This is a genomic window from Streptomyces sp. NPDC004435 (assembly GCF_042873895.1).
Taxonomy (GTDB): Bacteria; Actinomycetota; Actinomycetes; order Streptomycetales; family Streptomycetaceae; genus Streptomyces.
The window spans coordinates 81307-104899 of record NZ_JBIAMB010000015.1 but is presented as its reverse complement, the minus strand read 5'-3'; the positions used below and the strand labels follow the sequence as shown (position 1 = coordinate 104899).

Sequence of the window (23593 nt, the reverse complement as noted above, 5' to 3'; positions counted from 1 at the left end):
GACTCCTCTCGGTGCCCCCGGTGGGGGTTCCCTCCACCGTGCCCCAGGGCGGGGCGCCGCGCGACACGGCGAGGGCGGTCCGCCACCCTTCGCCCGTACCCGTGGGTAACAGTGCCGTTTGCCCCGCCCGCTCCTGGAACGAGGTGGTCAAGGACTTGACCACTCGGTTGGTCCAGACCAGAATCCAGGCCACATACCCGCGCGAACACCCCGTTCGGTCCCCCCACGTCGGGTCAGCCCCCCCTTGCCGCACCCCCGTGTGCTGAACCGAAGGTGACCTCCGTGAAGAACCGCTTGCTCGCATGTCCGCTGGCTGCCGCCACCGCACTCGCCCTCGCGGGCTGCGGGCTGTTGCCCGGGACCGGGGGCGAGAGCCGCACGGTCGACATATGGCTCATGCGGGACAGCGTCAGCGAGGACTTCCTGAAGCGCTTCACCGAGGCGTACGAGGACGAGCACGGCGACGTCGACCTCAACGTCACGATCCAGGACTGGACCGGCATCGGCAAGAAGGTCACCGAGGCCATCAAGGGCGGCGGCGGACCGGACCTCATCGAGGTCGGCAACACCCAGGTCGCCCAGTACGCCGACACCGACCGGCTCTACGACCTCACCCTGGAGTCCGTCCGCGACCTCGGCAGCGAGGACTGGCTGCCCGGTCTGGCCGAGCCCGGCAACCTCGGCGGTTCGCAGTACGGCATCCCCTGGTACGCCGCCAACCGCATCGTCATCTACAACAAGGACCTCTTCGCCGCGGCCGGGGTCACCGAACCGCCCGCCACGCGCGCGGAGTGGCTCGACGTCACCGAGAAGCTCAACCGCCAGGGCTCCCAGGGCATCTACCTGGCCGGCCAGGACTGGTACACCCTCGCCGGCTTCATCTGGGACGAGGGCGGCGAGCTCGCCGTCGACGAGGGCGGCCTCTGGACCGGCACCCTCGACACGCCCGAGGCCCTGCGCGGCATGGACTTCTACAAGTCGCTCCAGTCCCTCGGCTCGGGGCCGAAGAACGCCGACGAGCAGAACCCGCCGCAGGCCGAGGTCTTCGCCCGCGGCGACGTCGCCCAGATCGTCGCCGTGCCCAGCGCCGTCTCCGCCATCCTCAAGGCCAACCCGGCCCTCAAGGACAAGCTCGGCTACTTCCCCATCCCGGGCAAGAAAGCGGGCACCCCGGGCGCGGTCTTCACCGGCGGCTCGGACCTGATCATCCCCGCGAACGCCCCCGACCGCAGCGCCGCCCTCGACGTCGTCAAGGCGCTGGCGGGCGAGAAGTGGCAGACGGAGCTGGCCCGCGCCATGGGCTACGTGCCCAACAAGAAGAGCCTCGCCTCCGTCGTCTCCGGCCAGGAGGCCACCGCCGCCATGGCCGCCGGCGCCGCCAACGGCCGCGCCACCCCCAACTCCCCCCAGTGGGCCGACGTCGAGGGCGACAACCCCATCAAGCCCTACATGACCGCCGTCCTGGACGGCGAGAACGCCAAGAAGGCGGCCCGCACCGCCTCCGAGGCCATCACCGACACCCTGGCCGAGTAGACCGCCGCGGCGCCCCCCTCCGGGGGCGCCGCGGAGCATTCAGCCTTCCCACACCCGCGATCCCCCGGCCGGTCATGTCGAATCCAGCCGGCGGCGGAAGAAACGAGGGGCCGGGCCGCACCGCTCGCGGACCGGCGACACCCCTTCACCTTCCGTACGCCGGAGGAGACCGCAATGCCCGCACTCTCGCCCGCGCTCGCCGACGCCACCGTCCCGGCCGTCCCCGTGCCGGCCGGCATCCCGCCCCTCGTGGCACTCCCCGCTCAGCCCGGTCCGGCCGACGCAGCTCAGCCGGCACCCCGCTACGTCGTGGAGCTCGCCCGCGACCAGGCCGACGTCAGGGCCGCCCAGCGCCTGCGCCACCTGGTCTTCGCCGGAGAGCTGGGCGCCCGCCTCGACGGACCCGAACCGGGTCTCGACACCGACGCCTTCGACGCCTACTGCGATCACCTCCTCGTCCGCGAGGAGACCACCCGCGAGGTCGTCGGCACCTACCGGATCCTGCCGCCCGAGCGGGCCGCCGCCGCCGGCCGGCTCTACTCGGAGACCGAGTTCGACCTCACCCGCCTCGCGCCCGTCCGCGACGACCTCGTCGAGGTGGGCCGGTCCTGCGTCCACCCCGCCCACCGCAACGGCGCGGTCATCGCCCTCATCTGGGCCGGCCTCGCCCGTTACATGACCCGCACCGGCCACGAGTGGCTGGCCGGCTGCTGCTCGATCCCGCTCGCCGACGGCGGCGCGCTCGCCGCCGCCACGTGGGACACCGTCAAGGCGAAGCACCTCGCCCCCGAGGAGTACTGGGTCACCCCGCACAAGCTGTGGAACGCCGACGGCGTCCCCCGCCCCGGCGGCCGCACCGAACTCCCCGCCCTGCTCCGCGGCTACATCCGGCTCGGCGCCTGGATCTGCGGCGCCCCCGCCCACGACCCCGACTTCGGCGTCGCCGACCTCTACGTACTGCTCTCGCTGCGCCGGACCAACCCCCGCTACCTGCGTCACTTCCTCTCGCTCGTCCCGGCCTCGTGAACCGCGCGGTCCCGCCTCCCTCGCCGTGGCTCCCCACGGCGCCGTGCACCCCGGGCCGCCGCTGCGCGGCCCACCCGGACGCGGTCACGGACCCCGGGACCGCCCGCGCGGCCTTCCGGCCCGCACCCGCCCCGCTGGCCTGCGCCCGCCTGGCGGCCGGGCTCGCGACCGTCCTCCTCGGGGTGGTCCTGCTCCCGGTGGTGAGCCGGCTGTCCGCCGCCGCGAGGCACGTTCTCGTACGGCTCTGGGCGCGGGCGGTCGTCCGCGCCTTCGGCGTCCGGCTCGCGGTCACCGGCCCCCGGCCGCCCGCCGGACGGCCCGCGCTCGTGGTCGCCAACCACGTCTCCTGGCTCGACATCCCCCTCGTCGCCACGGCCCTGCCCGGCCGGATGATCGCCAAACGGGAGGTGCGCGGCTGGCCGGTGCTCGGCGCGCTCGCCGCCCTCGGCGGCACCCTCTTCATCGACCGCGACGGGCTCCGCGGGCTGCCCGGCACCGTGCGCGAGGTCGCCGGCGCGCTGGCGGCGGGCGGCCGGGTGACCGCCTTCCCGGAGGGCTCCACGTGGTGCGGGCGGGCCGGCGGGCGGTTCCGCCCGGCGCTCTTCCAAGCGGCGGTGGATACCGGATCCGATATCCAGCCGGTACGGATCGGCTACCGGCCGCACGGGGCGTCGGCGTACGTGGGGGAGGACCCGCTCGGGGCGTCGCTGTGGCGGGTGGTGCGGACGCCGGGGCTGGCCGCCGAGATCCGGATACTGGATCCCATATCCACCATCCAGTATCCGGACCGCAGGCTCCTGGCCGCAGCGGCCCAGCACGCCGTCCACCCCACCGCCGTACCGCCCTCACCGCCCCGGCGTCCCACCGCCGGACCGCCGGCCGCCGTGCTCCCCGCCGGGACCCCGCTCGGGACCCCGGTCGGCCCGCGGCCCGCCGTCCCCCGGCAGACCGCCCCGAACGCCTACCGCGCCGTCGCCAGCGACAGCGCGAACCGGCCCTCCTCGTCCGTCCACCACCGCTCCGCCTCGAACCCGGCCTCGGCCAGCTCCTCCCGCACACCCTCCTGACGGAACTTCGCCGACACCTCCGTCCGCATCTCCTCGCCCGCCTCGAACGGCACCACCAGATCGAGGTCGGGGATCTTCACGGTCAGCGCGTGCCGCGCCCGCAGCCGCATCTCGATCCACTCCCGCTCCCGGTCCCACCGGGCCACGTGGTCGAAGTCCGCCGGATCCGCGTCGGCCCCCAGCTCCCGGTCGATCACGGCCAGCACGTTCTTGTTGAACGCCGCCGTCACCCCGGCCGCGTCGTCGTACGCGGCCACCAGGGTCGACTCGTCCTTCACCAGATCGGTGCCGAGCAGGAACGCGTCGCCCGGGGCCGTCATCGACCGCACCGAACGCAGGAACGCCCGCCGCTCCTCCGGCAGCAGGTTCCCGATCGTCCCGCCCAGGAAGGCGACGAGCCGGGGCCCGGGCGTCCCCGGCAGCGTGATCCCCCGCGTGAAGTCGGCGACCAGCGCGTGCACCCGCAGCTCGGACCGGTCCGCGAGCAGCGCCTCCGCCGCACCCGTCAGCGCCGACTCGCTCACGTCCACCGGCACGTAGGCGGCCAGCCCCGGCATCAGCGCGTCGATCAGGAAGCGGGTCTTCTCCGACGAGCCCGAGCCCAGTTCCACCAGCGTCCGGGCCCCGGTCGCCGCCGCGATCTCCGGCGCCCGCGCGATCAGGATCTCCCGCTCCGCCCGCGTCGGGTAGTACTCCGGCAGCCGGGTGATCTCGTCGAACAGCTCGCTGCCCCGGGCGTCGTAGAACCACTTCGGCGGCAGCTCCTTGGGCGAGCGGGTCAGCCCGCGCAGCACGTCGGCGCGCAGATCGGCGGTGGCCGCGTCCGCGGCGAGGGTGCGGGTCAGCTGGAACGTGCTCACGCGGACGACTCCTTGAGCGGGGTGAGGACGACATCCGCCCGGGAGGCGGTGACGAGCGTCCGCTCGGGCACCTCCCGCCAGCGCGGATCGTCGTCGTACGGTTCGGAGGCCACGGCCACCCGGCCGGGACCCGACAGACACCACAGACTGTTCCCCCACGCCGTCGCCGCGATCTGGTCGCCGTCGGTGAGCAGCAGATTGAGCCGCGCCTCCGGAGCGGCCTCGGCCGCCGCCAGGACCGTCCCGGCGAGCGCGTCCCCCGGCCCCTGACCGGCCCGCAGCCGGTGCAGCACCAGCGCCCACAGCAGCGCCGAGTCCGTCCGCGCCTCCAGATCGAGCAGCTCCGCCGCCGGCAGGGCGGCGGCCAGCGGCGTCAGCGACCCCGGCCAGCCCGGCACGGCACCGTTGTGACTGAAGAGCCACGGCCCCGACCCGAACGGCGCCGCGGCGGCCTCCCCGTCCGCGCCCGGCAGCGTCGCCCCCCGCACCGCGCCCAGCAGCGCCCCGCTCCGCACCACCCGGGCCAGGTCCGCGAAGGAGAGGTCGCCCCAGATCGGGCCGGTCCGCCGGTACCGGGCCGGGACCGGGTCCCCGTCCGCGTACCAGCCGACGCCGAACCCGTCCGCGTTCACCACCCCGCTGCTCTGGGTACGCGGCGCCCACGCCTGGCGCAACAGCGCGTGCGCCGGCCGCACCAGCAGGTCTCCGAGCGCCACAGGATCGCCGAGGTAGGCGATATGACGGCACATCAGTCGAGCTCCGCGGAACGGGCGGTGCGGAAGCCGGCGAAGATCTGCCGCCGCACCGGATAGTCCCAGTTGCGGAAGGTCCCCCGGCAGGCCACGGCGTCCACCGCGAAGGAACCGCCGCGCAGCACCTTGTACTCGGGACCGAAGAACACCTCCGAGTACTCCTTGTACGGGAAGGCGCGGAAGCCCGGGTAGGGCGTGAAGTCGCTCGCCGTCCACTCCCACACGTCGCCGATCAGCTGCCGCACCCCGAGCGGCGACGCGCCCGCCGGATAGCTTCCCGCCCGCGCGGGCCGCAGATGCCGCTGGCCCAGGTTGGCGTGGTCGGGACCGGGATCGGCGTCACCCCACGGATAGCGGCGCGAGCGGCCGCTCACCGGGTCGTGCCGGGCCGCCTTCTCCCACTCCGCCTCCGTCGGCAGCCGCCGGCCGGACCAGCGCGCGTAGGCGTCCGCCTCGTACCAGCTGACGTGGACCACGGGCTCGTCCTCCGGCACGGGTTCGGTCACCCCGAACCGGCGGCGCAGCCACTGACCCGACTCCTGTCGCCAGAACAGCGGCGCCACGACGCCGTGTTCACGGATCTGCGCCCAGCCGTCCGGCCGCCACCACCGCCGGTCGGTGTATCCGCCGTCCGCCATGAACGCCAGGTAGGAGCCGTTGGTGACCGGCACGGTGTCGATGTGGAAGGCGGCCACGGTACGGGTGTGCGCCGGGCGTTCGTTGTCGAGCGCCCACGGCTCGTCCGAGGTGCCCATCGTGAATGGGCCTCCGGGGACGAGGACTTCCTCCGGGAGCGGCCCCGAGGGATGGGTCGGGGGCGGGGGAGCGGCCAGCGCGGCCGGACCCCTCCGGAGCTGGTGGGTGATCAGCATCGTCTCGTCGTGCTGCTGTTCGTGCTGGGCGATCATCCCGAAGGCGAAGCCGGCGTCCAGCAGCGGACGCCCCTCCATGCGCGCCCCGGTCAGCACGTCGAGCACCCGGGTCCGTACGTCCGCGGCGTACGCCCGTGCCTCGCCGGGCGACAGCAGGGGCAGCGACGGACGGGCCGAGCGCGGGTGGGCGAAGGCGTCGTACAGCGGGTCGATCTCCGGGCGCAGCGCCTCCCGGCCCCCGACCTCCCGCCATAGCCACTGCTCCTCCTGGTTCCCGATGTGCGCCAGATCCCAGACGAGCGGGGACATCAACGGTGAGTGCTGCGCCGTGAGTTCACCGTCCTCCACGCAGTCGGTGAGGAGGGCGGTACGGTTCCGGGCCGTGGTCAGCGCCTCCAGCGCGCGGCTCCGCAGCTCCTCCGCGCCCGGAGCCGTCCCGGCGTCGGTCGTTCCGGTCATGACGTCATCACCTGGAGTTCGTCGGCCGGGCAGCCCCCGGGATCCACGTACCTTTCCTGGAAGGCGTCCACGGCCCGCCGCACCCGCTCGCTCGCACCGATCCGGCGCAGCGCCGGCCGGGCCGCCGCGAAGACGTCGCGGGCCGCCGCGTGCAGGACGGGATCGGTGAGCCCGTCGCGGGCCGCTCGCCGCCACAGCGGATTGCGGGGTGCCGGCTCAGGACCGGCGAGGCCGGCCAGCGGCCGTACCGCCCGGTACACCGTCTCGGCCGCCGTCGCGTCCTCGAAGACCGCGGTCGTCACCGCCACCGGCACCATCCAGCCGTCCGCGCCCGGCTGCGCGTCGATCATCCGCAGCTCCAGATGGCCGCGCGGCCGGACCGGCGGGAAGAGCGTCGTCACGTGATAGCGCAGGTCGTCGGCGTCGGCAGGCCGGGGCAGCCCCGTCCGCAGCCACTCCCGGAAGGTCAGCCCCTCCGGCACCAGCCAGGGGCCGGCCTCCTCGCGCACACAGAGCACCGGCGTGTCCAGGACGTGCGCCGCCCACTCCCCGCGCGGGTCGCCGTCGGCCGACGGCGCCAGCGTCCGCAGGGGGTCGAGGTCCGCCCAGAGCGACTGCCGGGTGGAACGCCAGCCGGTACGGCGCCCGCCGTGCTGCGGCGAGTTCGCGAAGACCGCCACCAGGACCGCACCGAAGAGGTGCGCCAGTTCCCAGCGGCGCAGATAGCCGAGCGGCCCCGGCTCCTCGTGGCCCGCGTCCAGGCAGACCTGGACCGAGGCCGACTCGCACATCATGGCCCGGCCCGCCGGGCCCGTCCGGCCGAGCGCTGCCTCCATCGCGTCGTACCGCGGCTCGCGCAGCACCCGCTCGCGCGGCGCGTGCCAGGGGTCGACCCCGTACCCGCTCAGCGTCAGGCCGAGCGGGCCGAGCGCCGACCGCACGGCCGTCAGGTCGGAGGCGAGCGAGTCCAGGCACTCCATGAGGGAACCGGCCGGGCGCGAGCTGAGCTCCAGCTGCCCTCCGGGTTCGAAGGTGAGCGCCGACACCAGCGGCAGGGACCGTACGGTGTCGAGCGCGGCGGCCAGCCGGGGCGGCCGCACCGGCTCGCGCGGGTCGCGCAGATCATGGACGAGCCACTCCAGCTCGGCCCCCACCGTCCGGGGCGGGCCGGTCTTGAAGCAGATACAGCGCAGCAGTTCCTCCGCCGCCTCCTCGGTGAGGGGCGGACCGCCGCGCGGGGTGCCGCTGAGCGTCATCCGTGCACCTCCAGGTGCTGGTCGCGGATCCGTTCGGGAGCCGCTGCTTCCACCTAAAGGCACCGCCGGGCGGCGTGCAAGAGCGCCTCAGCGCCCCCACGCGCGCCCCTTGTGCCCCCGGAGGTCCGTAAATCGCCGCTCACGCGGGAGTGAGGCGCGAGGGAGCGGGAGGGCGGGAAAACCGTTTGTCCCGGACACTCCGAAACGATCATCCTGCCGTCATGAGTGCACGACTGCGCGAGATCGCGCGGCAGACCGAGGCGATCGTCGCCGCGGGCTCCTACACCGCCCCCGGCGGGCGGACCGTCTCCCTCCACGAGGACCTCGCGGCCGCCCTGGCCGGAACCCGTCTGTACGGACCCGAGCCCGTCCCCGTCACCCCCGGCACCGGCCGCGCCGGCCGGATCGAGGTGACCGGTGAGAGCAGCCTCGCCGCCGCCCGCAGGATGACCGGCGCCGCCCCGGGCGCCCCCGTCGCCGTCCTGAACTTCGCCTCCGCCCGCAACCCCGGCGGCGGCTACCTCAACGGGGCGCAGGCCCAGGAGGAGGCCCTGTGCCGCTCCTCCGCCCTGCACGCCACCCTGCTCCGCGCCCCCGCCTACTACGCGCACCACCGGGACGAGCGGGACGCCTTCTACACCGACCGGGTGATCCACTCGCCCCGGGTGCCCGTCTTCCGTGACGACCGCGGTGCCCTGCTCGACGACCCCTTCACGGTCGGGTTCCTGACCTCGCCCGCGCCCAACGCCGGCGTCGTCCGCCGGCGGAACCCCGAGCGGGCCCACCATCTGCCCGCCGCGCTCGCCTCCCGCGCCGAGCGGGTCCTGGAGACGGCGGCGGCCGAGGGGTACCGCCGGATCGTCCTCGGAGCCTGGGGCTGCGGCGTCTTCCAGAACGACCCGTCCGAGGTGGCGGGCACCTTCAAGGCGCTGCTGACCGGCGACGGGCGCTTCGCCGGCCACTTCGACGAGGTCGTCTTCGCCGTCCTGGACCGGGGGGCCGGAGCCCCGACGCTCGCCGCCTTCCGCCGGAGATGGGATCCAATAGCCCGTTCAGGCACCTGATTCATCCCGCCATGCGTACTTCGTACTCCCGTGCGAGCCTGAAGGGACAGGGACTCGGCACGGGAGGCACCATCGTGGGCAAGAAACAGACCCGGGTGAACAAGGGCGCCCGTACCGGCGGCCACGAGCACCGCGAGGCGGTGACCGCCAAGGAGAAGGGCGGGACCGCGGCGGCGAGCGAGGCGCCGCGATCGGTCATCGAGACGGCGTCCCACCGCAAGGAACGGAAGTTCGGCCACAACTGAGCGGCCGCGGCGGCACAGGGGTACGGGACGACGGGGGTACGGGCCGGGGCCCGGCGCCGTGACGGCGCCGGGCCCCGGCCTTGGTGCGGTAAGGGTGGGCCGATCACGCGTCGTCGCCGACAGTGATCTCCACCGTCGCCACCTCCTTCGTGTCGCCGCCCCGCGCGGCCGGAACGGCGGTGGCCGGCCGGTCGGCGCCGTTCGGGCCCATCGTGGCGAGCAGCTGACGGGCGAGGCCGAGGCCCGTCCCGCCCATGGTCAGGGCCTTGGCGAACATCTCGCCCATGCCGTCGGCGCCGTTGAGCAGGACCATCTGGTCGACGTTGCCGAAGGCCGAAGCGCCGGCCTCGACGATCTCCGGCCACTTCTCGGCCAGCTGCTGGGCGACCACGGCCTCCTGGTTCTCGGCGAGGGCCGCGGCCCTGGCCTTGATCGCCTCGGCCTCGGCCAGTCCCTTGGCCCGGGTGGCCTCGGCCACCGCGAGACCCTTGGCGTGCGCGGCCGCGGCCTCGGCCTCTCCGGTGACCCGGGTGGCCGTCGCCGTCGCCGCGCTGGCCAGCTCGGTCTCCCGCGCCGTGGCCTGGGCGGCCGAGATCCGGGCGTCGCGCTCGGCCTCGGCCAGCGTCCGGGTCTCGTACGCCATCGCGTCGGCCGGCTTGCGGACCTCCGCCTGGAGCTGCTGTTCCTTGCGGTGGCCCTCCAGCTCCGCGACCCGGGTCTCCTGGACGACGACCTCCTGGCGGGAGGCCGCCTCGGCCAGCGGACCGGCCTGCCGGGCCCGGGCGCTGGCCTGGTCCCGCTCGGCCTGGTAGCCGGCCTGGAGGATCTCGCTGTCGCGGGTCGCCTCCGACATCCGGGCCGCCGCCTGCTGCTCGGCCTCGGTCGCCCGCCGGTTGGCCTCCGCCTGGGCGATCCGGGCGTCGCGCTGGACGGCGGCCGCGTGCGGGGCGGCGAGGTTCTTGATGTAACCGGTCGGATCCTCGATCTCGTGGATCTGGAGCGAGTCGACGATCAGACCGAGCTTCTCCATCTCCGTGCCACAGGCCGAACGGGCCTGCCCGGTCAGCTTCTCCCGGTCACGGATCATGTCCTCGACCGTCAACCCGCCGACGATGGCGCGGAGGTGGCCGGCGAAGACGATGTGCACCCGCTCGCTCATCAGCTTCTGCTGGTCGAGGAAGCGGCGGGCGGCGTTGGCGATGGACACGAAGTCGTCGCCCACCTTGAAGATCACCACACCACGGACCTTGAGCGGAATTCCCTGGTGGGTGACGCACTCGACGGACAACTGGGTCTCGTTGAGGTCCAGCGACAGCTTGCGCACCGCCTGCACACCGGGCACCACGAGGGTGCCGCGCCCGGTGACGATGCGGAACCCCATGCCCTCGCCGAGGCCCTCGTTCTTGTGGTTGGAACCGGAGATGATCAGCGCCTCGTTGGGTTCCGCGACGCGCCACATCATCTTGAACAGGACGATCAGGACGACGAGCGCGCCGACGGCGGCGCCCGCCAGGATGCCGATGCCCATGGGCAAGGTCCCCCTTCACCGGAGCCGTGCGGATCCGGTGAAGGGAGTGTGCGCCCGGGACGGACGCCGTTCAACGGGCGTGGCGGACGTCGTGTCAGACGTCGTACACGGCTGTGACATAGACGGTGCGCGGAGGGAGGTGTTCCACCACGGTGACGAGTGCGCCGACCTCGATCCGCTGCTTCGGGGAGGCGGCGTACGCGAGGAAGTGCTCGGCCCCGCCGCGGATCCGGAGGATCACCTCGCCGACGAGGCCGGGTCCGATGGTCCCGGTGACCCGGCCGAGCAGTCCCACCATCGAGCTGTCCATCGACGCGTCCATGCTCGAACGGTACGTCAGAACCAGCCGGTCCGGGGTGGGTTGCGCGGTCCGGCCGATCAGCGGACCGAGCGGATCGGCCGGACCGCGAGGGCGCCCAGGACCGACAGGACGGCGGCGACGAGGAACAGGGGTGTGTAGCCGCCGCCGATCGAGACCACCGCCGAGGCGACGAAGGGGGCCACGATCTGCGGGCCGGCGTTGGCGATGTTCAGCACGCCCATGTCCCGGGCCGCGTCCTCCGCCTTCGGCAGCACCATCGTCACCAGGGCGGTGTCCACCGCCATGTAGCAGCCGAAGCCGAGGCCGTTGACGATCGAGAAGGCGAGCATCGCGGTCCAGCTGGTGGAGACCGCGGGGATGAGCAGCGCGACGGCCGCCAGCGCGGCGGAGGCGCCGACGAACAGCTTGCGGCGGTCGTAGCGGTCGGACAGCCAGCCGCCGAGGACCGTGGAGACGACCATGGCCAAGGCGTTGACCGGCATGAGGATGGCGACGGCCTCCTCCGCCCAGAGCCCGGCCGGCAGCTCCGTGTGGTCCTTGAGGATGTAGAGCTGGAAGCCGGCCACCGCGAAGTAGCCCAGGACGAGCAGCGCGCGGCCGATGAAGGCCCAGCGGAAGTCGTGGTCCCTGAGGGCGCTGCCGAAGGCGGCGAGCTGCGCCTTCACCGGCATGGGCGCCTTGGCCGGCATCCGCTCCTCGCGGGCGAGCGAGGTGAAGACGACCGAGGTGACGGCGACGATCACGCCGAAGACCAGGTAGCCGGTCCGGTAGTCGTCGGAGAAGGCCGCGCCGACCAGGGCGCCGATGGTGGAGCCGATCGGCAGCCCCAGGCCGACGGCCGCCGACGCCTTGCCGCGCGAGGCGAGCGGGACCCGGTCGGGCACCACGGAGGTGATGGCCGCCTGGTAGACGTTCATCACCGCCTGGCCCAGACACCAGGCGATGGTCACCATCAGGATCGTGTCCACGCCGCCGAGCAGCAGCATCACCGGCACGGCGAGCAGACCGCCGGCCAGGATCCAGGGATTGCGCCGTCCGGAGCGGTCGGACAGCGCCCCCGCGACCGGGTTGAAGACCGTCGCGAAGATCGCGGATATGCCGGAGACGAGGCCGAAGTTCGCCACCTTGTCGGCCGGGTCGATGGCCTCGATCTGGAGCGCGAGCAGCAGTCCCGGCACGCCGATGTAGAGCGTGTACATCGCGGTGTTGCCGAGGAGCAGCAGCGGGAGCAGGCCACGGGTGGGCCGGGCGGTGGGGGAGTCGGGGCCGGCTGCGGGACCGGAGCCCGTACCGGCTCCGGTCCCGGGGGAGGAAAGGGCCACGTTGCCCTCCAGAGGAGAACGCCCGATGAGGGGGCGGGAAGCGGATGATTGGGGGTGGTGACACGTGTCAGCATTGTGTAGCACTCGATTCCGGCCATCCGCCAGACCTCGCGCCGGATTGTTCTGGAAAGATGCCGAAGCGATGAGTCAGTCGATCGAACAGCCCGCCGACGGCACCCCGGGCCGCACCCCCGCCCGCGCCGTGCCGACCAGCGCCGACGTGGCGCGCCTCGCGGGAGTGTCCCGGGCCACCGTCAGTTACGTCCTGAACAACACCTCGGCCGTCCGCATCAGCGAACCGACCCGCGAGCGGGTCCGCGAGGCGGCCCGCGAGCTGGGGTACGTCCCCCACGCGGCCGCCCGCACCCTGCGCGCGGGCCACAGCCGGATGGTGCTCCTGCCCACCGCCCACGTGCCCATCGGCCCGCTCTACAGCCGCTTCTACAACGACCTCCAGTGGGCCCTGCGCCGCCTCGACTACACCGTCGTCCAGTACGGCAGCGTCGGCCTCGCCCCCGAGGACGCCGCCCGCGCGTGGGCCGAGCTGCGGCCCGCCGCCGTCGTCTCGACCGGCGAGGTGGAGGTGCCGCCCGAGGCCGTGGAGATCCTCAAGCGCTCCGGCGTCAAGGCGGTGATCACCGTCGGGACCCGTCCGGCCGACGACACCCACTCCCTCGTCCTGAACCAGCCCCGGGTCGGCGAGGTCGCCGTCGAGCACCTGATCGCGAACGGCCGCCGCCGGATCGGTGTCGTCGTGCCCGAGGAACCCGGCCTCGGGATGTTCTCCGGCCCCCGCCTGGAGGGAGCCCGCCGCGCCGCCGAGGGCACCGGCGCCACCGTCGTACCCCTGCCCCTCGCCTACACCGAGGAGTCCGCGGAGGAACTGGCCGCGCGCTGGCCGCAGCTCGCGCTCGACGCCGTCTTCGCCTACAACGACGAGTACGCCATGCTCCTGATGCGCGCCCTCCAGGACGCCGGCACGACCGTGCCCGACGAGACCGCCGTCGTCGGCGCCGACGACCTCCTCCTCGGCCGGCTGCTGCGCCCGCGGCTGAGCACCGTGCGCATCGACCTGATGCCCGGCCGCGAACTGGCCGCCATGATCGACGACGCCGTCAACGGCACCGCCCCCGGGCCGAGCACCCGCTCCCTCCTCGACTCGCGGGTGATCCGCCGCGAGTCCAGCTGACCGCCGCGTCCGCCGCGTCCGCCGCCCGGCGGGAGGCGGACGGAGCGCTTAGCGTCGGTTCATGAGCACTCACCCGAAGCGGTACGAGATCCTGCTGGTACCGGCGCACGTCCTGGACCGGGGCGGGGCCGCCGTCACCGACAGCGCCGTCCGGACGGCGGTCGTGGAGCGGACCGGGCGGTCCGGCGAGTCCGGCTACCCCATCTACGAGGGGCACGGCATGGTCGCCGACATCGACCCCGAGACGCTGACCGTCGAGGCCCTGCTCGTGGACGGCAGGGAGCTCGACTACGGCCTGGTCGCGCTGGTGCGCGAGGCGTCCGCGGGATGACGGAGAGGGGCCGCGAGGCCCGAGGGGCTCCCGGGCGGGGCACTTCCGGGCCCCGCCTCGGGGATCGGGTGACCGTCGAGGGGTGGCCGCGGCGGTCGGGCCCGGCCCGGGGGACCGGGTGACCGCCGAGGGGTGGCGGGGGTCGTCGAGGGGTGACCGGGGTCGTCGAGGGGTGGCCGGGGCCGTCGGGCACGACCCAGGGGGCCGGGTGGCCTCCGAGGGGGATCGGGTGACCGCGGCCGTCGGGCCCGGCCCACCGTTGACAGGCGCGGCGGAGGGGCCCAGACTCTGCGCGCGCACCAGCGCGAAACTTCTTTCACCAGGCGAACAGAGTCGTTCCGCCGGTCACCCGGGAGAGATCCGATGAGCATCCGCGACGTGTACATCGTCGACGCCGTCCGCACCCCGATCGGGAAGTTCGGCGGCGGCCTCGCCTCCGTACGGCCGGACGACCTCGCCGCCCATGTCGTCAAGGCCCTCGTCGACCGCACCCCCGACCTCGACCCCGCCCTCGTCGACGACGTCTACTTCGGTGACGCCAACGGCGCCGGCGAGGACAACCGCGACGTGGCCCGCATGGCCGTCCTGCTCGCCGGACTGCCCGTCACCGTCCCCGGCGTCACCGTCAACCGGCTCTGCGGCTCCGGCCTGGAGGCCGTGATCCAGGCCGCCCGTGCGATCGCCCTCGGCGACGCCTCCGTGGCGATCGCCGGCGGCGTCGAGTCCATGTCCCGCGCCCCCTGGGTCCTCCAGAAGCCCGAGCGCGCCTTCCCCGCGGGCCACCAGCAGCTCCACTCGACGACCCTCGGCTGGCGCATGACCAACCCGCGCATGCCCGCCGAATGGACCGTCTCCCTCGGCGAGGGTGCCGAACTCGTCGCCGACAGGCACGCCATCGGCCGCGACCGCCAGGACGCCTTCGCCCTCGACAGCCACCGCAAGGCCGCCGAGGCGTGGGCCAAGGGCCTGTACGACGGCGAGGTCGTCCCCTACCCGGGCGCGGAGCTCGACCGCGACGAGTGCGTCCGCGAGAACACCTCCCTGGAGGCGCTCGGCCGCCTCAAGCCCGCCTTCAGGACCGACGGCGGTACCGTCACCGCCGGCAACGCCTCGCCGCTCAACGACGGCGCCGCCGCCCTCCTCCTCGTCGACGAGGACGGGCTGCGCGAGAGCGGCCGCGAACCGCTCGCCCGCATCCGCGCCTCCGCCGTCACCGGCATCGAGCCCCAGCTCTTCGGCCTCGGCCCGGTCGCCGCCGTCCGCCGCGCCCTCGGCAAGGCCGACCGCTCCTTCGCCGACCTGACGACCTTCGAGCTCAACGAGGCGTTCGCCGCCCAGGCCCTCGGCTGCCTCGCCGAGTGGCCGGAACTCGACCCCGCGATCGTCAACCCGCGCGGCGGCGCCATCGCCCTCGGCCACCCGCTCGGCGCCTCCGGCGCCCGCCTCGCCGGCTCCGTCGCCCACCAGCTCGCCGCCGCCGGCTCCGGCACGGGCCTCGCCGCCCTGTGCATCGGCGTCGGACAGGGCCTCGCCCTCGTCCTGGAGCGCTGACGGGCGCCCGCCCGCCACGAACCCGTCGGACATGGCAGAGCCCCCGCCGCAGCGGGGGCTCGCTCTCACCGGGCGCCGGCGGCCGGGATCACTTGCCTTCGGCCTGCTGCTGCTCCGCGACCGACTTCCGCACCTCGTCCATGTCCAGGTTCCGCGCCTGGCCGATGACGTCCTCCAGCGCGGCCTCCGGCAGCGCGCCCGGCTGCGCGAAGATCGCCACCTTCTCCCGGACGATCATCAGCGTCGGGATCGAGCGGATCTCGAAGGCGGCGGCCAGCTCCTGCTGCGCCTCGGTGTCGACCTTGGCGAAGACCAGGTCCTGGTGGCGCTCGGACGCCGCCTCGTACACCGGGCCGAACTGACGGCAGGGTCCGCACCAGGAAGCCCAGAAGTCGATCAGGACGAAGTCGTTCCCGCTCACGACCTCGTCGAAGTTTTCCTTGGTGAGCTCGATGGTGCTCATTCCTCCGCCTTTCCGTCTCCGGTGGTGTCCTCGCGGTCCCCTGGGGACTCGACCCGCACAACGGCCTATCGAGCCGCGCTATTCCGGCCCCTACCCACCAGACTGTTCCTCATGACGCGAACGGTGGAGAACGAGCACGAGTACGACGTGGTGGTCCTCGGGGCGGGACCGGTCGGCGAGAACGTCGTCGACCGGGTACGGGCGGCCGGTCTGACCGCCGCGATCGTGGAGGCCGAACTGCTCGGCGGCGAGTGCTCCTACTGGGCCTGCATGCCCAGCAAGGCCCTGCTCCGCCCCGTCCTCGCCCGCTCCGACGCGCGCAAGGTCCCCGGGCTGCGCGAGGCGGTGTACGGCCCGCTCGACGCCCTGGAGGTCTTCGCGCACCGGGACGAGACGGTCGGGCACTGGAAGGACGACGGCCAGGTCGACTGGCTGGCGTCCATCGACGTACGCGTGTACCGCGGCCACGGGCGCGTGCAGGGGCCCCGCAAGGTGGTCGTCGACGGCCCCGAGGGCGAGCGCCACGTCCTCACCGCCCGCCACGCGGTGGCCGTCTGCACCGGCAGCCGCGCCGTCCTGCCCCCGCTGCCCGGCCTCGCCGGCGCGCGCCCCTGGACCAGCCGCGAGGCGACGAGCGCCGAGCGGGTGCCGGGGCGCCTGATCGTCGTCGGCGGAGGCGTCGTCGGGGTCGAGATGGCGACCGCCTGGCACGCTCTCGGCTCGCACGTCACCATGCTCGTCCGGGGCGACGGGCTCCTCCCGCGCATGGAGCCCTTCGTCGGCGAGCGCGTCACCGAGGCGCTGCGCGCCCGCGGGGCCGACGTGCTCACCGGCGTCTCGGTGGAGGCGGTCGTCCGGGACGGCGGCAGCGGCCCCGTCACCGTGGTCCTGGAGGGCGGCGACACGATCGAGGGCGACGAGGTCCTCTTCGCGACCGGCCGCGCCCCGCGCACCGAGGACATCGGCCTGGAGACCGTCGGCCTGGAACCCGGCTCGTGGCTCGACGTCGACGACAGCCTCCGCGTCACCGGCAGCGACTGGCTGTACGCGGTCGGGGACGTCAACCACCGGGCCCTCCTCACCCACCAGGGCAAGTACCAGGCGCGGATCGCGGGCGCCGCCATCGCCGCACGCGCCGCCGGCACCCCGCTCACGGAGCTCGCGCCCTGGGGCTCGCACGCGGCCACCGCCGACCATGCCACCGTCCCCCAGGTCGTCTTCTGCGACCCGGAGGCCGCCGCAGTCGGCCTCAGCCTCGCCGAGGCCGAACGCGCCGGACACCGGGTCCGCGCGGTCGACGTCGAGATGAGCTCGGTCGCCGGCGCCGGGCTCTACGCCCAGGGCTACCGTGGCAAGGCCCGGCTCGTCGTCGACCTCGAACGCGAGGTCCTCCTCGGCGCCACCTTCGTCGGCCCCGCCGTCGGCGAACTGCTCCACGCCGCCACCGTCGCCGTCACTGCCGAGGTCCCCGTCGCCCGCCTGTGGCACGCCGTCCCCTCGTACCCCACGCTCAGCGAGGTCTGGCTCCGGCTCCTGGAGGCGTACCGGGACGGCGCCGACCCGGCGTGAGCGCCGAGGAGCGCGCCAACGCCTACGACGCCGCCTGCGCCCGCTGCGGCGAACCGGTCCCGGCCGGCGCCGGGCTGCTCCGGCACGGCCCCCGCGGCTGGGACGTCTACCACCGCGAGCACGCCCCGGCGCCCGGTCCGCCGCCGCCCGGAGACCATCCGGGCTGGCACCGTCGGCCGCTGCTGTCGCTGGACATCGGATCCACCGGGAACGATCCCGCGCGCGACCGGATCACGGCGGCGTCGGTGCGGGGGAGCGACGGGACGGCTCGGGACTGGGTACTGGATCTTGGATCCAGTACCCAGGATCCGAATATTGGATCCAGGATGTTGGATCCAAGCCCTGGCCCCCAGGCCACGGTGCCGGATCCTGGATCCACCACTCTGGATCCGAGTTCTGGATCCAACACCTTGGATCCAGGCGCTGGATCCAGCGCCTCGGACGCGAACACTGGATCCGGTGGCGTGCGTCCGGATCCTGGATCCAGCGCCTTGGATCCGAACCCGGGATCCGATATCCCGGATCCGAATATTGGATCCGCAGACCCCGCCCGAGCCCTCGACGAGCTCGCCACCCTTCTCTCCGACCACCTCGCCCGCCACGCACTCCTCGTCGTCTGGTACGCCCCCCATGTGCTGTCGACCCTCCACGCCGAACTGCTCCGCCACGGCCTGCCCCCGCTCGCCGACCGTCTCCCGGACGGCGTCGTGGCTCCGGTCTGCGATCCGCTGGTCCTGGACCGGCACGCGGACCGTTACAGGCCCGGTGGTCGTTCGCTGCCCGTCGTCGCGGAGTGGTACGGGGTTCCGCACGAGAGGCCGGGCGATCCGGCGTCGGACGCACGGGCGGCGCTGCTGGTGGCGGGCGCGATCGCGGCCTCGTACCCGGCGGTCGCGCGGCTGTCGCGGCCGGTGCTCCACGCCGAGCAGGTGATCTGGTACGCGGAGCAGATGGAGCGTCACCCCGACGCGCCGCCCTGGCCGTTCGAGCCGGTGGAGCCTGCGGGTCCCGTGGAGCCCGTGGAGCCCGTGACGGACTGAGCGCGGCTCAGGCGCGGGGGACGAGCAGGGCGGCCGCGGCGCGGGCGGTGTCCAACGGGGGGCGAGGGTCGGGGGTGGAGCCCTGGCCGAGGACGACGCGGGTGCTCAAGCCGTCGAGGAGGGCGAGGAGTTCGGAGGCGCGGGCCGTCGCGTCGAGCGGGGCGAAGCGGCCGCGGGCCGCGCCGGCGGTCAGCAGGGACTCCAGGTCGCGCTGCCAGTCGGCGTCCAGCTCCTGCTGGGCCTCGCGGAGTTCGGGGTTGCCGGGGGTCCGGGCCCAGAGCTCGATCCAGAGCGTCCAGCGGGGGTCGCGCGGGCCGCGCGGGAGGTAGAGCCGCAGGAAGTCGTCGAGCTTGCGCTCCGCGGTGGTCCGGCGGGCGATCAGGGCCCGGCGCTCGTCGGCCAGCGCGGCCTCGCTCCAGCGCAGCGCGGCGAGCAGCAGCCGGTCCTTGGAGCCGAAGTAGTACAGGATGTGCCCGCCGCTGGTGCCGAGTCGTTCGGCCAGCGCCGACATCGTGAGCGAGGCGAGGCCGTCCTCGGCGATCGCCGCCATGGCCTCCTCCAGCATCCGCTCCTGCGTGACGTGTCCGTCGCGCCGCCGTGCCGCCCCTGTCACCGTCGTCCCGCCCCGTTCGTCCGCCCCGGCCCCGCCCTGGCGCGCAGCCGCGTACGCCTCCGACCTTAACCGGACTTCCCCAGGGTCTTGACGCGACCGGAACCTGTCACTCATCTTGAATGTCATTCAAGAACTTAGAACAGCGTTCAAGATCATTGTTCAAGGTCGATGCTCAAGGTCGACGCCCAAGGTCGATGTTCAAGATCGTCGTTCGAGATCGCTGTGCGAGATCCAGGCAGGGGTGCAGGCATGCGTAGAGAAGAGCGCGGGGTGCTCGATCAGGAGACGCCGGCCGCGGCCGTCCCGACCGTCACCCGGGACGAGGTCTTCCAGGTCGAGGAACACGGCATCGACCCCATCCCCGACGCGGAGCGCCACGGCAGCGCCAAGGACGTCTTCTGGGTCTGGTTCGGCTCGAACCTCACCTTCACCTACGTGATCAACGGCTCCCTCGCCGTCGCCTTCGGCCTCTCCTTCTGGCAGGCCACCGCCGTCGTCGTGATCGGCGGCCTCTCCTTCCTCGTGATCGGCGCCGCCGGCCTCGGCGGCGCCCGCACCGGCACCGCCACCCTCGTCCTCTCCCGCGCCGCCTTCGGCCCCCGCGGCAACCGCCCCGCCGGCGCCCTCAACTGGATCGTCAGCATCGGCTACACGGTCGTCAACACCGTCGTCGGCACCCTCGCCCTGGAAGCCTTCCTCGCCTCCCTGGGCTGGTCGGGCGGACCGCTGCCCCGCGCCCTGGCCCTCGCCGTCACCCTGGCCCTGACCTTCGCGATCTCCTTCTGGGGCCACGCCACCGTCCAGTTCGCCGAACGCTGGATGGCCTACGTCCTCGCCGCCGGCTTCGGCGTCCTCGTGGTCCTGCTGGTGCCCGGCGCCGACACCTCCGCCCCCGTGACCGGACCCGGCGCCGCGGGCTGGAGCCTCGCCTTCGTGGTGATGCTCGCCGGCCCGTTCTCGTACCTCCCGATGCCCGCCGACTACACCCGCTACCTGCCCCGCACCACCAGCCTGCGCGCCGTCACCGTCAGCGGCGCCCTCGGCGGCTTCCTCTCCTCGGTCGCCCTCGGCGTCGCGGGCGTCGCCGCCGCCACGCAGACGGACATGACCGACGCGGTCGCGGGCGCCGAGAGGCTGCTGCCCGGCTGGTTCCGGCCGGTCTTCCTCGCCCTCGTCCTCGGCGGCTCCGTCACCAACTCCGTCATCACCCTCTACTCCTCCGGCCTCAACCTCCAGGTCCTCGGCATCCCCTGGAACCGCGTCCGCGCCCTCGGAGTCAGTGCCGCCGTCACCGCCGCGGGGTCCCTCGGCGCCCTCTTCCTCACCGACTTCACCACCTCCCTCCTCTCCTTCCTCTCCCTCCTGATCATCGTCTTCGCCCCCTGGGGCGGCGTCTTCCTCGCCGACATGGTGCTGCGCCGCTGCCGCTACGACTCCGACGCCCTCCACCGCACGGACCCGGCCGGCGCCTACTGGTACCGCGCGGGCTGGCACCCCGCAGGCGCCGCCGCTCTCCTCACCGGCGGCCTCTTCTCCGCACTCACCTGCGACTCCGCCCTCTGGACCGGCCCCCTCGTCGCCCCCCTCGGCGGCGCGGACCTCACGCTCCTCGGCGCACCCGTCGCCGCGCTCGTGTACGTCCTCCTGGCCCGCCGCACCGCCACCCCGCACCCGGCCGCCTGACCCGCGACCGCCGCCACCCCTCCCGTACGACAAGGAACGCACCCCGCATGAACGGCACCACCCCCGCCCCCGCAGACCTGCTCCTCACCGGCGCCCGCATCCACACCGTCGACCCCGCGCTGCCCGAGGCGGAGGCGATGGCCGTACGGGACGGGCGGATCGTCTGGCTCGGCGCCGCCGCCGACGCGGACGCCTGGACCGGCCCCGGCACCCGCGTCCTCGACGCCGGCGGACGGCTCGTCCTCCCCGGCTTCATCGACGCCCACAACCACGTCCGGCTCGGCTCCGACGACGCCTGCGTCCAGCTGGCCGGCGCCCGCACCCTCGACGAGATCCACGCGCGCGTGCGGGCCTGGCACGCCGCCCACCCCGACGCGGCCTGGATCGAGGCCGAGGCGTTCGACTACTCGGCGATCCCCGGCGGCCGCATGCCCACCGCCGCCGACCTCGACCCGGCCACCGGCGACACTCCGGCCCTCGTCCTCAGCTACGACGTCCACACGGCCTGGCTCAACACCGCGGCCCTGCGCGTCCTCGGCGTCGACCGTGACCACACCGACCTCCCCTTCGGTACCGCGGTCACCGACCCCACCACCGGCGAACCCACCGGCTTCGTCAAGGACTTCGCCGTCAAGGGCCTCTCCCGCGACGGCCACCGCGCGTTGCGCGCCCTCGGCGTCCCGTGGGCCTCGCCCGACCGTCAGTACGGGCGGCTCGCCAAGAGCCTCGACGACGCCATCCGCTTCGGCATCACCACCGTCGTCGAACCCCAGAACTCCCTCGACGACCTCGCCCTCTTCACGCGCGCGCGTGCCGAGGGCCGGCTTCGCTCGCGGATCGTCGCCGCGCTCTTCCACCCGCGCGGCACCACCGACGCCGACCTCGACGCCTTCGAGGCGGCGGCCGGGGAGCACGCCGACGACCGTTTCCGCGTCGGTCCGCTGAAGCTGTACATCGACGATGTCGTCGAGCCCCGGACCGCCGCCCTCCTGGAGCCGTACGCCGGCTGCGGCCACCACCGGGGCGACACCTTCTACCCGCCCGAGGAGTTCGCCGACCTGCTCGCCCGCCTCGACGCGCGCGGTTTCCAGTGCTTCGTGCACGCGACCGGCGACCGCGGCATCCGCACGGTCCTCGACTCCGTCGCCCACGCCCGCGCGGTCAACGGCCCCCGTGACGCCCGCCACCAGGTCGTCCACGTCGAGTGCCTGGACCCCGCCGACACCCCGCGCTTCGCCGCCCTCGGTGTCGTCGCCTGCATGCAGCCCCGGCACGCGGCCCCCGACATCGCGGGACCCGGCCAGGACTGGGCCGAGAACATCGGCCCCGAGCGCTGGCACAAGGCATGGCCGCTCCGTGACCTGCGGGAGGCCGGCGCGGTGCTCGCCCTCTCCAGCGACTGGAACGTCGCCGAGATGGACCCCATGGTCGGCATCCACGCCGCCGTCACCCGCCGCCCGCTCGCCGGCGGCGAGCCCTGGACGGAGGGGCAGACCCTCACCGCCGTCGAGGCCGTCGAGGGCTACACGATGGGCTCCGCGTACGCCAACTTCCTGGAGCACGAGCGGGGTTCGCTGACCGTCGGCAAGCTCGCCGACTTCGTGGTCCTCTCGCGGGACATCCTGCGGATCGCCCCGGAGGAGATCCCCGGAACGGTCGCGGAGACGGTCGTCGTCGGCGGCGAGATCGTGGCGGAGGCCGCCGCGGTGTGAGGCGGAGGCACCGTGGTGGAGCGGGGCGCGGAGGTGTGAGACGGGGCGGCAGCGTGGGGCGGGGACGGAGGTATGGGGTGGGGGCGCCCTGGTTGCCGGGCGCCCCTCGTTCTCGTACGGCCGTCCTCGCGTACCGCTCCGCTCAGTGACCCCCGCCCTCCCCGGGCGTCACCTTCATCCGGCGGACGAAGGAACGTCCCGCGTCCCGCGATTCGTACACCCCGTCGCCCGTGGCCACGAGGAGCCGCCGCGCGTCGACGGCGGTCAGTGCCTGCGGGGCCCCGCCGGGTACGGCGCCCACCCGGGTCCAGGCGGTGCCGCCGTCCCCGGAGCGGAGGAGGACTCCGTCGGGGGAGACGCCGTAGAGCGCGTCCGCCGCGCCCCAGGAAACGTACGAGACGACCCGCCCGGCCCCGGGCGCGAAGGTCCTGCCGCCGTCGGTGCTGCGGGCGACGCCCGTCTCGGTGGTGGCGACCACGGTGTCCGGCGCGGTCGGCGAGACAGCGATGTCGAGGGCGCGGAGCGCGGCGCGGTCCTCCCAGGCGGTCTGGTCGTGGGTGACCCTGAGTCGGCCGGTGGTGCTGTCGTAGCCGTAGACCGGCCCGCCGGGGGCGGCGTCGAGGGCGTGGAAGTCGACCTCGCCGGCGAGGGACCGCTCCGTCCAGGTGCGGCCCGCGTCGGTGGAGGCGACGAGCCCGAGATTCGAGGGGCCGCCGCTGCCGGGCGCGGGGTGGCCGCCGGCGAGGAAGGTGCCGTCGGGAGCGACGGTGAACCCCATGAAGTCGTCGCGCCGGTCACCGACGAGTACGGGAGCGCCGCCCGGGCCGGGGGAGTGGATGCCCTCGTGCGTGGCGACGTACAGGGTGTCCTCGTGGAGGCCGAGTCCATGGATGTGGGTGAGGGCGGATCCGGATCCGGACCGCCCGCTCGGGTCGTCCGGCGCCGGCGCCGGCGCCGGCGCTGGCGCTGGCGAGCAGGCCGTCAGGGCGAGGGCGAGGGTGAGGACGAGTGGCAGGGCGAGGGCGAGGCGAAGGGGCTGGGACGGGGCGGGGGCGGTCGCGGCGGTGCGGCCCGGGGGAGGCGTGGCTTGATCATCGTTCTTTCGTTCACCGGAGCGGAGGCGTGGAGGAGCCGAG

The 23593-nt window shown here is 74.0% G+C and carries 22 protein-coding genes; 12 read left to right on the top strand and 10 right to left on the bottom strand.

Annotated features, from left to right (window positions below):
- The first annotated feature begins 282 nt into the window (after positions 1–282).
- The 3 genes from ACFYT9_RS25955 (at position 283) to ACFYT9_RS25945 (ending at position 3626) form a co-directional block, all read left to right on the top strand.
- Positions 283–1533: an extracellular solute-binding protein gene (locus ACFYT9_RS25955; RefSeq protein ID WP_376602140.1), complete on the top strand. Its 1251-nt coding sequence runs from the start codon at positions 283–285 to the stop codon at positions 1531–1533.
- A 174-nt stretch (positions 1534–1707) separates the two neighbouring features.
- A complete protein-coding gene (locus ACFYT9_RS25950; protein ID WP_389167725.1) occupies positions 1708–2559 on the top strand; it encodes a GNAT family N-acetyltransferase in 852 nt (283 codons plus the stop codon).
- Positions 2556–3626: a lysophospholipid acyltransferase family protein gene (locus ACFYT9_RS25945; RefSeq protein ID WP_389167724.1), complete on the top strand. Its 1071-nt coding sequence runs from the start codon at positions 2556–2558 to the stop codon at positions 3624–3626. Before ACFYT9_RS25950 ends, ACFYT9_RS25945 begins: the two co-directional genes overlap by 4 nt.
- Here ACFYT9_RS25945 and egtD read toward each other — a convergent pair.
- From egtD to egtA, 4 genes are read right to left on the bottom strand one after another with little or no spacing between them, the layout of a single operon-like run.
- Positions 3521–4486, bottom strand: coding sequence for an L-histidine N(alpha)-methyltransferase (gene egtD, locus ACFYT9_RS25940; protein ID WP_389167721.1), 966 nt, complete (start codon positions 4484–4486; stop codon positions 3521–3523). The two genes, ACFYT9_RS25945 and egtD, sit on opposite strands and share 106 nt — an antisense overlap.
- Positions 4483–5235 carry an ergothioneine biosynthesis protein EgtC gene (gene egtC / locus ACFYT9_RS25935; RefSeq protein ID WP_387280203.1) on the bottom strand — a complete coding sequence of 251 codons (753 nt, stop codon included), beginning with the start codon at positions 5233–5235 and terminating at the stop codon, positions 4483–4485. Before egtC ends, egtD begins: the two co-directional genes overlap by 4 nt.
- Positions 5235–6569 (bottom strand): ergothioneine biosynthesis protein EgtB, encoded by a 1335-nt coding sequence (egtB, locus tag ACFYT9_RS25930; protein ID WP_389167718.1) that lies wholly within the window; start codon positions 6567–6569, stop codon positions 5235–5237. The genes egtC and egtB overlap by 1 nt, the downstream gene beginning before the upstream one ends.
- Complete coding sequence (gene egtA, locus ACFYT9_RS25925; RefSeq protein WP_387280206.1) at positions 6566–7825, bottom strand: ergothioneine biosynthesis glutamate--cysteine ligase EgtA; 1260 nt, start codon at positions 7823–7825, stop codon at positions 6566–6568. The genes egtB and egtA overlap by 4 nt, the downstream gene beginning before the upstream one ends.
- 221 nt (positions 7826–8046) lie before the next feature.
- Between egtA and ACFYT9_RS25920 the strand changes: the two genes are divergently transcribed.
- Positions 8047–8889, top strand: a complete 843-nt coding sequence (locus ACFYT9_RS25920) for a TIGR02452 family protein (RefSeq protein WP_389167715.1) — start codon at positions 8047–8049, stop codon at positions 8887–8889.
- Positions 8890–8900: 11 nt separating this feature from the next.
- Entirely contained in the window at positions 8901–9134 is a 234-nt protein-coding gene (locus ACFYT9_RS25915; protein ID WP_376602132.1) for a hypothetical protein, read from the top strand.
- Positions 9135–9237: 103 nt separating this feature from the next.
- On the opposite strand, the gene ACFYT9_RS25910 is transcribed toward ACFYT9_RS25915, so the two are convergent.
- The 3 genes from ACFYT9_RS25910 to ACFYT9_RS25900 all read right to left on the bottom strand — a co-directional run bounded on the left by ACFYT9_RS25910 (position 9238) and on the right by ACFYT9_RS25900 (position 12306).
- Positions 9238–10662, bottom strand: a complete 1425-nt coding sequence (locus tag ACFYT9_RS25910; protein ID WP_376605508.1) for a flotillin family protein — start codon at positions 10660–10662, stop codon at positions 9238–9240.
- 94 nt (positions 10663–10756) lie between these two features.
- Positions 10757–10960 carry a hypothetical protein gene (locus ACFYT9_RS25905; RefSeq protein ID WP_384672972.1) on the bottom strand — a complete coding sequence of 68 codons (204 nt, stop codon included), beginning with the start codon at positions 10958–10960 and terminating at the stop codon, positions 10757–10759.
- 80 nt (positions 10961–11040) lie between these two features.
- Positions 11041–12306, bottom strand: coding sequence for an MFS transporter (locus ACFYT9_RS25900; RefSeq protein WP_389167712.1), 1266 nt, complete (start codon positions 12304–12306; stop codon positions 11041–11043).
- Positions 12307–12448: 142 nt separating this feature from the next.
- On the opposite strand from ACFYT9_RS25900, the gene ACFYT9_RS25895 reads away from it, so the two are divergent.
- From ACFYT9_RS25895 to ACFYT9_RS25885, 3 genes are all read left to right on the top strand, one after another.
- Entirely contained in the window at positions 12449–13495 is a 1047-nt protein-coding gene (locus ACFYT9_RS25895) for a LacI family DNA-binding transcriptional regulator (RefSeq protein ID WP_389167709.1), read from the top strand.
- Between the two features lie 61 nt (positions 13496–13556).
- Complete coding sequence (locus ACFYT9_RS25890; protein ID WP_389167708.1) at positions 13557–13826, top strand: hypothetical protein; 270 nt, start codon at positions 13557–13559, stop codon at positions 13824–13826.
- Between the two features lie 363 nt (positions 13827–14189).
- The gene (locus ACFYT9_RS25885) at positions 14190–15377 is read left to right on the top strand and encodes a thiolase family protein (protein ID WP_387275969.1); all 1188 of its coding nucleotides are present in this window, start codon (positions 14190–14192) and stop codon (positions 15375–15377) included.
- Between the two features lie 88 nt (positions 15378–15465).
- On the opposite strand, the gene trxA is transcribed toward ACFYT9_RS25885, so the two are convergent.
- Positions 15466–15840: a thioredoxin gene (gene trxA, locus ACFYT9_RS25880; protein WP_387275967.1), complete on the bottom strand. Its 375-nt coding sequence runs from the start codon at positions 15838–15840 to the stop codon at positions 15466–15468.
- Positions 15841–15951: 111 nt separating this feature from the next.
- On the opposite strand from trxA, the gene ACFYT9_RS25875 reads away from it, so the two are divergent.
- Together ACFYT9_RS25875 and ACFYT9_RS25870 are read left to right on the top strand one after the other, a co-directional pair.
- On the top strand, positions 15952–17409 hold the full coding sequence (locus tag ACFYT9_RS25875) for a dihydrolipoyl dehydrogenase family protein (protein ID WP_376603245.1): 1458 nt from the start codon (positions 15952–15954) through the stop codon (positions 17407–17409).
- Positions 17410–17900: 491 nt separating this feature from the next.
- The gene (locus ACFYT9_RS25870; RefSeq protein ID WP_389167704.1) at positions 17901–18449 is read left to right on the top strand and encodes a hypothetical protein; all 549 of its coding nucleotides are present in this window, start codon (positions 17901–17903) and stop codon (positions 18447–18449) included.
- 7 nt (positions 18450–18456) lie between these two features.
- On the opposite strand, the gene ACFYT9_RS25865 is transcribed toward ACFYT9_RS25870, so the two are convergent.
- Positions 18457–19062: a TetR/AcrR family transcriptional regulator gene (locus ACFYT9_RS25865; protein WP_376603243.1), complete on the bottom strand. Its 606-nt coding sequence runs from the start codon at positions 19060–19062 to the stop codon at positions 18457–18459.
- Between the two features lie 249 nt (positions 19063–19311).
- On the opposite strand from ACFYT9_RS25865, the gene ACFYT9_RS25860 reads away from it, so the two are divergent.
- Positions 19312–20745 carry a purine-cytosine permease family protein gene (locus ACFYT9_RS25860; protein WP_389167703.1) on the top strand — a complete coding sequence of 478 codons (1434 nt, stop codon included), beginning with the start codon at positions 19312–19314 and terminating at the stop codon, positions 20743–20745.
- A 47-nt stretch (positions 20746–20792) separates the two neighbouring features.
- Positions 20793–22457 (top strand): amidohydrolase, encoded by a 1665-nt coding sequence (locus ACFYT9_RS25855; protein WP_389167700.1) that lies wholly within the window; start codon positions 20793–20795, stop codon positions 22455–22457.
- A 142-nt stretch (positions 22458–22599) separates the two neighbouring features.
- On the opposite strand, the gene ACFYT9_RS25850 is transcribed toward ACFYT9_RS25855, so the two are convergent.
- Positions 22600–23349 (bottom strand): F510_1955 family glycosylhydrolase, encoded by a 750-nt coding sequence (locus ACFYT9_RS25850; protein WP_389167916.1) that lies wholly within the window; start codon positions 23347–23349, stop codon positions 22600–22602.
- Positions 23350–23593 lie beyond the last annotated feature (244 nt).

What these genes read in the sequence shown, in the direction of transcription:
- ACFYT9_RS25950 (WP_389167725.1), top strand. Translation starts at nt 1,708, where the DNA reads ATGCCCGCACTCTCGCCCGCGCTCGCCGACGCCACCGTCCCGGCCGTC.
- egtC (WP_387280203.1), bottom strand. Translation starts at nt 5,235, where the DNA reads ATGTGCCGTCATATCGCCTACCTCGGCGATCCTGTGGCGCTCGGAGAC.
- egtB (WP_389167718.1), bottom strand. Translation starts at nt 6,569, where the DNA reads ATGACCGGAACGACCGACGCCGGGACGGCTCCGGGCGCGGAGGAGCTG.
- egtA (WP_387280206.1), bottom strand. Translation starts at nt 7,825, where the DNA reads ATGACGCTCAGCGGCACCCCGCGCGGCGGTCCGCCCCTCACCGAGGAG.
- ACFYT9_RS25920 (WP_389167715.1), top strand. Translation starts at nt 8,047, where the DNA reads ATGAGTGCACGACTGCGCGAGATCGCGCGGCAGACCGAGGCGATCGTC.
- ACFYT9_RS25915 (WP_376602132.1), top strand. Translation starts at nt 8,901, where the DNA reads ATGCGTACTTCGTACTCCCGTGCGAGCCTGAAGGGACAGGGACTCGGC.
- ACFYT9_RS25910 (WP_376605508.1), bottom strand. Translation starts at nt 10,662, where the DNA reads ATGGGCATCGGCATCCTGGCGGGCGCCGCCGTCGGCGCGCTCGTCGTC.
- ACFYT9_RS25905 (WP_384672972.1), bottom strand. Translation starts at nt 10,960, where the DNA reads ATGGTGGGACTGCTCGGCCGGGTCACCGGGACCATCGGACCCGGCCTC.
- ACFYT9_RS25895 (WP_389167709.1), top strand. Translation starts at nt 12,449, where the DNA reads ATGAGTCAGTCGATCGAACAGCCCGCCGACGGCACCCCGGGCCGCACC.
- ACFYT9_RS25890 (WP_389167708.1), top strand. Translation starts at nt 13,557, where the DNA reads ATGAGCACTCACCCGAAGCGGTACGAGATCCTGCTGGTACCGGCGCAC.
- ACFYT9_RS25885 (WP_387275969.1), top strand. Translation starts at nt 14,190, where the DNA reads ATGAGCATCCGCGACGTGTACATCGTCGACGCCGTCCGCACCCCGATC.
- trxA (WP_387275967.1), bottom strand. Translation starts at nt 15,840, where the DNA reads ATGAGCACCATCGAGCTCACCAAGGAAAACTTCGACGAGGTCGTGAGC.
- ACFYT9_RS25875 (WP_376603245.1), top strand. Translation starts at nt 15,952, where the DNA reads ATGACGCGAACGGTGGAGAACGAGCACGAGTACGACGTGGTGGTCCTC.
- ACFYT9_RS25860 (WP_389167703.1), top strand. Translation starts at nt 19,312, where the DNA reads ATGCGTAGAGAAGAGCGCGGGGTGCTCGATCAGGAGACGCCGGCCGCG.
- ACFYT9_RS25855 (WP_389167700.1), top strand. Translation starts at nt 20,793, where the DNA reads ATGAACGGCACCACCCCCGCCCCCGCAGACCTGCTCCTCACCGGCGCC.